Origin of the sequence: Arthrobacter sp. YA7-1 (assembly GCF_025960325.1) — a bacterium.
Taxonomy (GTDB): domain Bacteria; phylum Actinomycetota; class Actinomycetes; order Actinomycetales; family Micrococcaceae; genus Arthrobacter; species Arthrobacter bambusae_A.
In genome coordinates this window covers 886160-898745 of the sequence record NZ_CP110114.1, presented here as the reverse complement: position 1 = coordinate 898745, position 12586 = coordinate 886160, and the positions used below count along the sequence as shown (strand labels likewise).

8 protein-coding genes are annotated in these 12586 nt (G+C 64.4%); 3 read left to right on the top strand and 5 right to left on the bottom strand.

The window, feature by feature from the left end; all coding sequences use genetic code 11:
- Positions 1 to 162 precede the first annotated feature (162 nt).
- From OIT41_RS04270 to OIT41_RS04260, 3 genes are read left to right on the top strand one after another with little or no spacing between them, the layout of a single operon-like run.
- Positions 163 to 981, top strand: a complete 819-nt coding sequence (locus OIT41_RS04270) for an amino acid ABC transporter substrate-binding protein (protein WP_241708172.1) — start codon at positions 163 to 165, stop codon at positions 979 to 981.
- A gap of 15 nt (positions 982 to 996) precedes the next feature.
- Complete coding sequence (locus tag OIT41_RS04265; protein WP_241708171.1) at positions 997 to 1662, top strand: amino acid ABC transporter permease; 666 nt, start codon at positions 997 to 999, stop codon at positions 1660 to 1662.
- Positions 1649 to 2476: an amino acid ABC transporter ATP-binding protein gene (locus OIT41_RS04260; protein WP_241708170.1), complete on the top strand. Its 828-nt coding sequence runs from the start codon at positions 1649 to 1651 to the stop codon at positions 2474 to 2476. The genes OIT41_RS04265 and OIT41_RS04260 overlap by 14 nt, the downstream gene beginning before the upstream one ends.
- An 80-nt stretch (positions 2477 to 2556) precedes the next feature.
- Here the strand turns inward: OIT41_RS04260 and OIT41_RS04255 are convergent, their stop codons facing one another.
- The 5 genes from OIT41_RS04255 to OIT41_RS04235 all read right to left on the bottom strand — a co-directional run bounded on the left by OIT41_RS04255 (position 2557) and on the right by OIT41_RS04235 (position 12562).
- Complete coding sequence (locus tag OIT41_RS04255) at positions 2557 to 4698, bottom strand: glycosyltransferase family 39 protein (RefSeq protein ID WP_264637465.1); 2142 nt, start codon at positions 4696 to 4698, stop codon at positions 2557 to 2559.
- A 59-nt stretch (positions 4699 to 4757) separates the two neighbouring features.
- Entirely contained in the window at positions 4758 to 6077 is a 1320-nt protein-coding gene (locus OIT41_RS04250; protein WP_264637464.1) for a bifunctional glycosyltransferase family 2/GtrA family protein, read from the bottom strand.
- 93 nt (positions 6078 to 6170) lie between these two features.
- Positions 6171 to 9194 carry an alpha-mannosidase gene (locus OIT41_RS04245; RefSeq protein WP_241708167.1) on the bottom strand — a complete coding sequence of 1008 codons (3024 nt, stop codon included), beginning with the start codon at positions 9192 to 9194 and terminating at the stop codon, positions 6171 to 6173.
- A 148-nt stretch (positions 9195 to 9342) separates the two neighbouring features.
- A complete protein-coding gene (gene fdhD, locus OIT41_RS04240; RefSeq protein WP_241708166.1) occupies positions 9343 to 10224 on the bottom strand; it encodes a formate dehydrogenase accessory sulfurtransferase FdhD in 882 nt (293 codons plus the stop codon).
- A gap of 1 nt (position 10225) precedes the next feature.
- On the bottom strand, positions 10226 to 12562 hold the full coding sequence (locus tag OIT41_RS04235) for an FdhF/YdeP family oxidoreductase (protein WP_241708165.1): 2337 nt from the start codon (positions 12560 to 12562) through the stop codon (positions 10226 to 10228).
- Between the last annotated feature and the right edge of the window lie 24 nt (positions 12563 to 12586).

The window sequence follows — 12586 nt, the reverse complement described above, 5'->3', positions numbered from 1 at the left end:
AATCAATGAACGGGTTTCCAAGGTTCGTGGCGCGTGCGGAAGCACTTTTGGGGGGATGAGTGGTGGCGGGCTGTTGGGGACCGCCCCCACTCAGCCTATTTAAGCGTCCTTGTGTGTAGGCCCGGGGCAAGCTGGTACGGTCCCGTGACTAAGATGGCTTTCATGAAGAGCTTGTCCAATCGCCGCATAGCCCTGTCCGCAACCCTTGCCGCCGTCGCGCTGGCACTGTCCGCTTGCGGCGGCGGCTCCTCGCCGTCGTCGACGTCGGGTGGAGACACCTCGCTCTCCGACGTCAAGTCCAAAGGCGAGATCGTCATCGCCACCGAAGGCACGTACCGGCCGTTCAGCTTCCACGACAACGGAGCCGGCCCCCTCACAGGCTTCGACGTCGAAATCGCCCAGGCCGTGGCCGGCAAGCTCGGCGTCAAGGCAACCTTCCAGGAAACCCAGTTCGATGGCATCTTCGCGGGACTTGATGCCAAGCGCTTCGACGCTATTGCCAACCAGATCTCCATCAACCCTGAGCGCACGGCCAAGTATGACTTCTCGGTGCCGTACACGATCTCCAACGGCGTCGTGGTGACCAAGTCCGACAACAACTCCATCAACAGCTTCGCCGACCTCAAAGGCAAGACCACCGCCCAGTCGCTGACCAGCAACTTCTACAAGATGGCAGTCGACGCCGGCGCCAACGTCCAGTCCGTCGAAGGTTGGGCGCAAGCCGCCACCTTGGTCCGCCAGGGCCGCGTCGACGCAACGGTCAACGACAAGCTGACCTATCTCGATTACGCCAAGAGCACCCCGGACTCCGGCTTGAAGATCGCGGCGGAGACCACCGACAAGACGCAAAGCGCCATGGTCTTCCGCAAGGGATCCACCGAACTCAAGGCCGCAGTGGACAAAGCCCTCGCGGACCTTCGCACAGACGGAACCCTGGCAAAGATCTCCCAGAAGTACTTCGGCGCAGACGTTACCAAGTAGCCGGCGGCCAAACAGATGACCTTCAACTGGGACCTCGTCTGGAGTTCCTTCGGGCCGATCGTCGGCGGCGCCGTCACGGGTACCATCCCCCTGACACTGGCCTCGTTCGCCCTGGGCCTGGCCTTGGCCCTGCTCGTTGCGCTCTTGCGGCTGAGCCCCAACAAGCTGCTCTCCGGCGTCGCGCGCTTCTACGTTTCCGTGATCCGCGGGACGCCTTTGTTGGTGCAATTGTTCGTGATCTTCTACGGCCTCCCGAGCATTGGCGTGAAGCTGGAGCCGTGGCCTAGTGCCATCATCGCGTTTTCGCTCAATGTGGGCGGTTACGCGGCCGAGGTCATCCGCGCCGCGATCCTGTCCGTGCCCAAGGGCCAATGGGAGGCCGGGCACACCATCGGAATGTCGCGGCCGGAAACGCTTGTGCGGATCATCCTGCCGCAAGCGGCCAGGGTTTCGGTGCCTCCGCTGTCCAACACCTTCATTTCCCTCGTGAAGGACACCTCGCTGGCTTCACTCATCCTGGTCACCGAGCTTTTCCGCAACGCCCAGCAAATTGCCGCGTTCAGCCAGGAATTCATGATCCTGTATCTCGAATCGGCCTTGGTCTATTGGGTCATTTGCCTCGTCCTCTCCACGGGCCAGTCCGCCCTGGAGCGTAGATTGGACCGTTATGTCGCCCACTGAGCCCAGCAACGCCTCCCAGGGAAACTCCGGGCTGGTCTTGTCCGCGCGGGACCTCACCAAAGCCTTCGGCAGCAACGAGGTGCTGCGCGGCATCGACATCGAAGTCCGCCGCGGACAGGTGGTTGCCTTGATCGGGCCTTCCGGTTCGGGAAAGACGACTGTCCTGCGCTCGCTCAACGGCCTCGAAGTGCCCGACGCCGGCACAGTCACCTTCGGGGACGCCGACGCCGGTACGGTACGGGGGTCGGGCGCGGGACTGACGCTCGATTTCGCGGGAACCGTGGGCAAGCGGGAGATCGCCGCCCTCCGGGACCGCAGCGCCATGGTGTTCCAGCACTACAACCTGTTCCCGCACATGACGGTCCTCAAGAACATCATCGAGGGACCGCTGCAGGTCCAGAAGCGCCCCCGCGCGGAAGTTGTTGCCGAAGCCGAGCGGCTCCTGGCCCGGGTGGGCCTCGCTGACAAGCGCGACGCTTACCCCTTCGAACTGTCAGGCGGCCAGCAGCAACGCGTGGGAATCGTGCGGGCCTTGGCCCTCAAGCCCCAATTGCTGCTCTTCGACGAGCCCACCTCGGCCCTGGACCCGGAACTCGTGGGTGAGGTGCTGGGTGTCATCAAGGAACTGGCCGACGAAGGCTGGACCATGGTGATCGTGACGCACGAGCTCGCCTTTGCCCGCCAGGTTGCCGATGAAGTCATCTTCATGGACGGCGGCGTGGTGGTGGAACGCGGTCCTGCCGCGGAGGTCCTCCGGGAACCGCGCGAGGAACGCACCAAGCAATTCGTCAAGCGTCTCCAGCACGACGTCTGACCCAACTAGCTCGCATTTGTTGTCGTTTTGGGCCTCCAGAACGACATTAACTGCGAGTTAGTTGGGCCAGGGTCGCCCGCTCATTGGTGCAGACGGTAGACGGTGCTCCCTCCGACTGTCGTAGCCGGGAACGTTGCTTCGACCCACTGCGTGATGGCCGAGGATGTGCCGTTCCCGGCTGCCCGTCCGAGGCCACGTGCCTCGGTTCCACTATCGCTGCGGGCCGCCGGGCCCTGTCCGGGATTTTCAGGATCCGAGGCACCTGCCTTGCCGGGCGCGCCTTGGCCGCCCGGACCGCCAAAGGGACTGCCCGGAACGAAGTAGGAAATTTGTCCTGCGGCAACCATTTGCCTGAACTGGTCCAGGGTCGGAAATGGATCGGAACCGCTGAAACCGCCAATGGCCATCACCGAAGTATCGGAACCGAGCTCAAGCGCTGCGGCACTGTTCGCGCCAACGGTGGCAGCAGACCACTTCGTCTTCGTCGTCTGCAGAAGGGTGTTCAGCGCGGAATTCCCGAGGGGTTCGGTGAATCCTTCTGCCGCGGCCTGGGGGTTGGCGGCATCGGAACCACGGAAGCGGTCGAATGCCCCGTTACGGGAGGCGGAACCGGCCGGGCTGGTGAGCCCTGCGAGCCCCATCGCTTGGTTGTTCGCTCCTGAGCCCGGTCCCGCGGAAGGCGAGCCTCCGGTATGGCCGGTGGCCGCAGTGGCTACAGTCCATGCGCCCGCGCCGAGGCCTGTTGACAAGAGCGCCAGGATCGCCGCCGCTGCACTGGCTTTCCCAAGCCGGATCGGACCAGCCGCGATCAAGGCTGCGCTCAGGATGCCTGCAGCGAGAACTGTCCATCGGAGCCACGGGAGCCACCCCGGGTCGCTGGAAAGCAGCACGAAGGACCATATCGACGTCAGCAGGACAGCCGACACCAGCACGGCCCGGGACGCAGGCTGGGACCGGTGTTTCCAGAGTTGGACCCCGACGATGCCGAGCAACGCGGCGACGGCAGGGGCAAGTTCGACCGTGTAGTAGGCGTGGATGGTGCCACTCATGAAGGAAAAGACAGCGGCGGTGATGACCAGCCATGTGCCCCACAAGACCAAGGAGGCACGGATCGCATCGGTCCTCGCGGCCCGGCGCGTGAACCACAGTCCGGCTACCAGGAGGAGGAACGCGGCGGGCAGGAGCCACGCCACTTCAGCGCTGAACTCGCCGCCGAACAAGCGGAGGACACCGGGAGGGCCGCCGAACGAGAATCCAGCCCCACCTCCGCCGCCGCCAGGCACAGCACCGGCGCCACCGGAATAGCGGGCAAAGTCCGGTGCCGCGCCTCCCCCGGGGGTCGCGCTGCCCCGGCCTAGGATCCGGCTCAGCCCGTTATAGCCGAAGACAAGTTCCCACAGGGAATTTCCTTGCGACCCCGCCATGTATGGCCGTACGGATACCGGAGTGAGTTGGAAAACAAGCGCGTACGCGCCGGAGACGAGCGTGATGCCTCCCGCGGCGCCGAGCAAGTGCAGAAGCCTCTTCTGGAGCGGAACCGGGGCGGCCAACAGGTAGGCAAGTCCGAGCGCCGGGACGGTCATCAGCCCTTCAAGCATCTTGCTGAGGAAGGCCATGCCCACAAACGTTCCTGCCCAGAAAAGCAACGCCGGGCTGGCCTTCTGGGTGGCGTTCACAGTCATCCAGGCCGCAACCATGAGGCAGAAGACCATCATGGCATCGGGGTTGTTGAAACGGAACATGAGTGCGGCCACTGGAGTCGCGGCGAGGGCAGCTCCTGCGACAAGGCCTGCGGCCGGTCCCGCCGCCCGTTTGACGGCCAAGTAGAGCATCCCGACGGAAGCGATCCCCATCGCTGCCTGGGGCAGCAGCATGGTGAAGGAATTGAACCCGAAGACGCGGCCCAGCAGGGCGGGTATCCAGAAAGCTGCCGGCGGCTTATCGACCGTAATGGCGTTCGATGGGTCCAGGGATGCGAACAGCAATGCCGTCCAGTTCTTTGTCCCCGACTGGATGGCCGCAGCGTAGAAGGAATTGGCGTATCCGGAATTCGTCAGATTCCACACGTAGACCAGCGCGGCAACCAGGAGCAGTGCCGCGGCCGAGGGCCTGACCCACCGCGGTTGATTTTCGCCGTACGCCAGGCGCTCCCATCGATTGGCAAAAGCGGCCTCTCGGGGAGCGGCGGCTTTCTGGTCCCGGGTGGGGGTGGTGACAGTCATGGATTTGGAGCTCATTGTGTCTTTCACTTGAAATGGAGCGTTTGTGGGCTTCCGCACGCCTAGGGCTGGCGCGGTTGCTTGAAGACCCAGACCCTGAACAGGATGAACTTCAGCAGGGTCGCCAGGAGGTTGGCGCCGACGACGCCCGCTACTTCGACCGCCCTGGGGGGCTCACCGCCGGAGGCCAGCCAGAACAGGACCCCGGAAGTCAGCGCCAGGCCAAGGGCGAAGACCACAAGGCCCTGGAACTGGTGCCGTACAGCTCCCGTCGCTCCGGACACCCCGAAGGTCAGCCGCCTGTTGGCCGCGGTGTTTGCAACCGCCGTGATGAGCATTGCCACGAAATTCGCGGTCTGCGCATCGGCGAACGTACGCATGAAGACGAACAGGGCGAGATAGGCCAACGTCGAGACGACACCCACGACGCCGAAACGGAGCATTTGCCCCAGGAGCGCGCCGTTGCCTTTGTCCGGGGCCTTGCGGCCAAGGGCGGTGCGCAGCTCGGCGACCGGTATCCGCCCCGTCATCATGTCCCGCCCGATCCGCACGATCCCTTTCAAGTCATCGATCGAGGTCCGCACGATGTCAACCGACGAGTGCGGGTCATCTGTCCAGTCGACCGGCACCTCGGCCACCCTGAGACCGGCCCGATCGGCGATGACCAGCAATTCGGTGTCGAAAAACCAGGCATCGTCGACGGTGCACGGCAGGAGGGCGCGCGCGATGTCAGAACGGATGGCTTTGAAGCCGCATTGGGCGTCCGAGAAGCGTGCGCCCAGTGAGCCGCGGAGGATGAGGTTGTAGCTTCGGGAGATGAACTCCCGTTTGGCTCCTCGAACGACACGCGAGTTTCGGTTCAGGCGGGTTCCGACCGCCAAATCCGAGTGCCCCGACAAGAGCGGCGCAATGAGTGGACCGAGGGCTGCAAGATCCGTGGACAAATCAACATCCATGTAGGCGACCACCGCCGCCTCGGACGCGAGCCATACGGTCCGAAGCGCCCGCCCGCGCCCCTTCCGGTCCAGGTGCTCGACGCGCACTTCACTGAACTCGGTACTGAGGCGGCGTGCGATCTCCAGGGTCGAGTCTGTGCTGGCATTGTCCGCGATGGTGATCGTGAACAGGTGCGGGAAGCTGTCCTTGAGATAGGAATGCAGGCGACGGACCGCCGGTTCGAGGGCCGCTTCTTCGTTGTAGACCGGTATCGCGACGTCAAGAATCACCCTGCCGTCGGACGTGCTGATCGGAGCCCGTTCGGGCCGGATCGCAGGGATGCGGCGGGCGGTGGACTCCGTCGCTTGCTCTTGTCCCCCGGGCTGCTGCCGTTCCGTTTGTTCGGCAGGCAGCCGTCCGGAGTCGGTCGTCATGGCATTGGACATTGTCCCAAGGTACGCAACGAAGGTTGGGGCTTCCCTGAAGGAGCCTGTGCGTCCGCCGTAAACCGGCCCGGCCCACCGGCCGCGCCGTCGCCACTAACTGAACCGCAAGGTCACCAACTGGAACGGGCGCAGTGCAAGTTCGGCGGCACCCACGCCAGGCTTCACCCCTGGAGCCTCAACCGGGCGCTCCAAGAGGTCAACGGATTGCACCTTGGCGGATTCGAAGTTGGCCGTGATGAGGCCAGTGGAACGCTCCCCCAGTGATTCGTAAAGCCGTACGATCACGTCTCCGGAGCCGTCCTCGGCAAGCTTGACGGCCTCGATGACCAGCGCTTGGTTGAACACCGTGAAGAGCGGTTCCACAGGGTTCGCGCCCGTCAGCAGCCTTGGCTTGAGGTTTGTCCGGTACCCCTCTTCCACGGCGTCGCCGATGCTGGCGCCGGGCCGGATGCTCAGATCCAGGACGTGCACACCGAGGTCGGACTGGGGGTCCGGGAACTTGGGCGCCCGCAGCAGTGATACGCGGACATTGGTGGTGGTTCCGCCGTCGTCGCGGATGGTCCGGGTGACGTCGTGCCCGTAGCTCGATGCGTTGGAAAGCGCGACACCGTAACCCGGCTCCGCCACGTGGATCCAGCGGTGGGCGCAGAATTCGAACTTGGCAGCCTCCCAGGACGTGTTGGTGTGCGTGGCCCGGAATACGTGCCCGAACTGGGTCTCCGAGGCGGAACGATCAGCGCGGACATCCAGCGGGAAACCGATCTTCAGCAGTTTCTCGTGTTCCTGCCAGTCCACCGTGGTGGAAATACCGAGGGATTCCGCGCCGGCCTCAAGTGAAATGCGCTGCGTGATCGTGGAGGAGCCCACCGTCCGCTCCACCACGACGACGGCGTCCCAGCCTGCGCTTTCCAGCGTCACCGATCGCGCGTCGACTACCGAGACGACGTTCCGGCGGTAGAACTCGTCAATGTCCCAGGCATCCCATTCGTTGGGCGTGTCCCGATGGAGCTCAAGGTGGTTTCCGAACATCCCGGGCGCAATGGCTTCCCGGCCCGTTGCGTAATCCGACAGGGAGGTCAGCAATCCGTTGGCGTCCAGCACCGCGCGGATGATTCCGTTGTCCAAAACATACCCGCCGGCGCGTTCCGTGACATTGACTGGATGATCCGAGTGGACCGGCTCGGCAGCGGCGAGCGAGGGTACGCCGCTGCGTTCGTGCGGCGCTGCATTGAGCAGGAACATGGTGTCTCCCTCGCCCAGCAGGGCGGACGCAGCACCCGCAATGATGCCTTCGAGTTCCCGGGCGATTGCGGCGTAGTTCCGCTCCGCATCCTGGTGGACCCACGCGATGGAACTGCCCGGCAGGATGTCGTGGAACTGCTGGAGCAGCACCAGCCGCCACAACCGCTTGAGGTCCGCCGCGGGATAGGTGAACGAACCTGCAGTCCGTACTGCCGCCGTCGAGCACCAAAGCTCGGCCTCGCGCAGCAGGTGTTCCGAGCGGCGATTGCCTTGTTTCGTATTGGCCTGGCTCGTGTAGGTGCCCCTGTGCAGCTCGAGGTACATCTCGCCTACCCAGACCGGGAGGTTGCGGTACTCAGCCTCGGCCTGCTTGAAGAACTCCTCGGCGGTTCCCATGCGCACCCTTGGCGAGCCTTCCAGATCCGCTGTCCTGTGGGCTGCGGCAACCATTTCGCGTGTGGGTCCGCCGCCGCCGTCGCCGTAACCGAACGGGACCAGCGAGATGGTGCCGCGGCCGTGCTCCCGGTAGTTGCGCTGGGCGTGTGCGAGTTCGCGGCCGTGGAGCTCGGAGTTGTAGGTGTCCACGGGCGGGAAGTGGGTGAATAGCCGCGTGCCGTCGATGCCCTCCCAATTGAAGGTGTGGTGCGGCATTTTGTTGACCTGGTTCCAGGAGATCTTCTGGGTCAGGAACCACCGGGACCCAGCGGCTTTGACGATCTGCGGGAGGGCACCGGAATATCCGAAGGAGTCAGGCAGCCACGCTTCCTGGCAGTCGATGCCGAACTCCTCCAGGAAGAAGCTTTTGCCCTCCACGAATTGGCGCGCCATCGCCTCGCCGCCGGGCATGTTGGTGTCCGATTCCACCCACATGCCGCCGACCGGCACGAATTGCCCGGCCTTGACCTTTTCCCGGATCCGGATGAACAGCTCCGGGTAGAACTCTTTCATCCATGCCAATTGCTGCGCAGAGGAGCAGGAGAAGACGAAATCGGGGTTCTCATCCATGAGCGCGACGACGTTGGAGAATGTGCGGGCGCATTTGCGGATGGTTTCACGGACCGGCCACAGCCAGGCCGAGTCAATGTGGGCGTGGCCAGTGGCCAGAAGTTCGTGGGCCGAGGCGTAGGCGGGCCGGCTCAAGACCTCGGCGAGGGCTTCCCTGCCGGCGGCTGCCGTCCCGGCAACATCGTCCGGGTCCATGACGTCGAGCATGCGCTCGAAGGCGCGGAGGATCTCATGCCGCCTGGGCAGTTCGAAGGGCAACTCGTGCATCAGCCCGCTGAGGGTCCAGATGTCCTGGTGGAGTTCCCACACCACCTCGTTGAGTTCGGCTATGGCTATGCGTCCGAGCCGGTAGCGGGGTTCGTCTCCGGAAGTGGTTTTGTCCCCCAAGGGAGTTGCTGCGAAGCTCCACCCCTGGCTGAGGTCCGGGTTGGCGGCGGCTTCCACGTAGAAGTCCACCGAGAGGCCGCCACCGAGCAGCTTCAGCGGGACGTGCTGGTTGCGCGGGGAGATGGCCTTGATGATGGTGCCGTCCGGCCGCCAGGCGATGCCTTCGCACTGGAATCCAGGAGCGTCGATGCTGAACCCGAGATCGACGACGATCTCCACCGCGGTGCCATCCGCGACTCCCCAGCCCTCCGGGACCTCGCCCCGAAGCCGCAACCATTTGGTGCTCCAGGCCTTGCCCCACGCAGCACCGTGTTCCTGGGGTTCAAAGACCTGGCGGACTGCTTCCGACACCGTCACCGGCTCTCCCGGGGCATCCCAGCTGCTCATTTCAAGAGGCAGTGCCCTGCCATAGATGGCGGGCGCTATCCGCTCCCGGACAAAACGTTCGAGCCGCTTCTCGGTGATCCGGCGGTCGTCGTGCAATTGAGGTCCCCTTTGCAGTGGGCTCGGTTGATTGCTTCCTTACCGTTATGAGCAGCCTGAATCGGCAGGGTCATTGTTCGGAAGAAACAGATTCCATTCGATGGATAAAATCTACGTTGTTCCGGAACAATAGCCAAGTGATTGGCGGTCAACCCCGCACATCCGAAGATGCGGCCGGAACACCCACCCGGTCACTGCCTGCATAGACGTTCAGGCTGGTCCCCCGGCTGAATCCCACCAGGGTCAGGCCGGTCTCCTGCGCGAGCTCCACCGCGAGGCTGGAGGGTGCGCTGACGGCGGCCAGAACCGGAATCCCTGCGAGCGCCGCCTTCTGGACCAGTTCGAAGGATGCCCGCCCGGAGACTTGCAGGACGGTGCCGCTCAAGGGCAACAGTCCTTCGCGGAGTGCCCAGCCCACCACCTTGTCCACCGCATTGTGCCTGCCCACGTCTTCCCGCAGGCACAGCAGCTCGGCGGCACCGTCGTCGTGGATCCGGAAGAGTCCGGCGGCATGCACTCCCCCGGTCTTGTCGAAGACCGCTTGTGCTTCGCGGAGACGGTCAGGCAGCGACGCCAGAACCTCGACCGGAATGCTCAGGGAGTCGCCGGCGGGGCTGAAGTGTGAGGATTTGCGCACTGCCTCGATGGAGTCGGTGCCGCAGATCCCGCACGAGCTGGAGGTGTAGACGTTGCGGCCGGTCTCCGGAAGGACGACGTCGGGACGCAACTGCGCCTCCACGACGTTGAAGGTCTGCACGCCGTTCTCGTCCTCGCCGGCGCAGAAACGCAGGGAAATGAGCTGGGCCGGGTCCCAGATGACGCCCTCGGAGACCAGGAAGCCCGCCACGAGGTCAAAGTCGTCGCCAGGGGTCCGCATGGTCACCGAGAAGGACAGGTGCCCCAGGCGCACCTCGAGCGGTTCCTCGACAGCCAGGAAGTCCTCGCGGTACCGGACCGGGTGCTCCAGCGCCTGGGCGGAGCCATCCAGGACATATTTGTGCACCTTGCGGCGCTGGGTTACCCGTCCCATCTCAGATACCCACCGTCCCGGCAGAATCCCGGTTTCCGGCGGCATCCCCATGCTTGACGAACCGCACTGTCATGGCCTTGTAGCCCGGCGTGTTGGATTCACGGGCAACGAGCTCCCGGTGGACCAGGGCGTTGGCCTCCGGGAAGTACGCCGCCGCGCAACCCTTGGCAGTGGGGTAGGCAACCAGCCGGAATTTGTCCGCCCGGCGTTCCGTTCCGCCGAAAGTGGAGATGACGTCCACCATGTCCCTGTCCACGAAGCCGAGCTCGCTGAGATCCTCCTCGTGGACAAGGATGACCCGGCGGCCTTCGGAAATTCCCCGGTAGCGGTCGTCGAGCCCGTAGAACGTGGTGTTGTACTGGTCGTGGCTGCGGACTGTCTGCAGGATCAGGTGGCCGGCCGGGGCTTCCAGGTACTCCAGCGGACTCACGGTGAAGCGTGCCTTGCCGATGTCCGTGGCGAACGTGCGGGTGTCGCGTGGCGGATTGGGCAGCACGAAACCGTTCTTGGTCCGCACCCTTGCGTTGAAGTCCTCGAAGCCGGGGATCACCCTGGAGATGTGGTCCCGGATGACGTCGTAGTCCTCGGCCATGGCACGCCAATCCACAGGGTGTCCATCCCCGAGCACTGCCTGGGCCATGCGTGCGACGATGACGGGTTCGCTGAGCAGGTGCTCCGAGACCGGGGTCAACCGGCCCTGGGTGGAATGGATGACGGACATGGAGTCTTCCACGGAGAGGATCTGCCGCCCGCCCGGGTGTTTGTCGTCCGTGTCCGTTCGGCCCAGGGTAGGCAGGATCAGGGAGGTCTTGCCGTGCACCACGTGGGCACGGTTGGGTTTGGTGGAGATGTGCACCGTCAGCCCGGCCCTTTTGAGCCCTTCTTCCAGCGCGACGGTGTCCGAGCCCGCCGCGGCGAAGTTGCCGCCCATGGAAACGAACACGTCCACATCACCCTTCTCCAGGGCGTGTTGGGTTTCCACGGAGTCGTATCCGTGCGCCCGCGGCATGGTGAATCCAAACTCTTTGTCCAAGGCTGCCAGGAAGCGCTCGGAAGGCTTCTCCCAGATGCCCATGGTGCGGTCGCCCTGCACGTTGGAGTGGCCGCGGACGGGGCAGGCTCCGGCACCCCGCTTGCCGAAGTTTCCCTGCAGGAGCAGCAGGTTGATGATTTCCCGCAAGGTGTCCACCGAGTGGGGCTGCTGGGTCAGGCCCAGCGCCCAGCAAATGATGGTGCCTTTTGAGGCGGCCAGCATGCCGGCCACCTTGGTGATTTCGATGCGGCTCAGGCCCGTGGCGCGTTCGGTCTCGACCCAGTCCAGCGCAGCCCGGGCTTCGGCGTAGGCCTCGAAGCCGTCGGTCTGGGCCTCGACGAAGGCGCGGTCCACCACTGTTCCCGGCTGCCGCTTCTCCTCCTCGAGCAGGAGATGGCCCAGCGCCTGGAACAAGGCAAGGTCGCCACCGACCTTGATCTGCAGGAATTCATCGGCGATGTCCGTGCCGCCTCCCACGACGCCGTTGAGCGACTGGGGATCCTTGAAATTGAGGAGCCCGGCTTCCGGCAATGGATTGACGGCGACAACCTTGCCGCCGTTGTTCTTGCAATCACGCAAGGCGGAGAGCATGCGCGGATGGTTGGTGCCCGGGTTCTGGCCCACAACGAGCACCAGTTGGGCTTCGTGGATGTCTTCCAGGGAGACCGTGCCCTTGCCGATGCCGATGGTCGGGTTGAGGGCGCTCCCGGAAGACTCGTGGCACATGTTCGAGCAGTCGGGCAGGTTGTTGGTGCCCAGGCTGCGTGCGAACAGCTGGTACATGAACGCGGTCTCGTTGGCCGTCCGCCCCGAGGTGTAAAAAACGCAGCGCTCCGGCGTCGTGGCATTCACGTGCTCGCCGATCAGGGCGAAAGCATCCGTCCAGCTGATCGGCGAATAGTGTGTGTCGCCGGGGCGGATCACCACTGGCTCGGCAATGCGGCCTTGGCTGCCGAGCCAGTATTCGGTCTTGTCCTCAAGCTCGGCCAGGGAGTGCCGGGCCCAGAATTCCGCGTCGACCACGCGCGTGGTGCTCTCCTCGGCGATTGCCTTGGCCCCGTTTTCACAGAACTCGGCGGGGCTGCGTTTGCCGGTGATGGACTCCGGCCAGGCGCAGCCGGGACAGTCAAAGCCGTCCCGTTGGTTGACGCGGAGCATTGACTTGACGGTCCGGCTGACGCCCGCTTGGGCCCAACCGCGTTCCAATGCAACGGTGACTGCCTTGACGCCCGCGGCGGAGCGCTTGGGTGGGTGGATCTGGAGGTCATCTTCGTTGATGTCCTGCTCGGGAGCATGCCTGTTCATGTCCCCATCATTGCAAGGCATGAC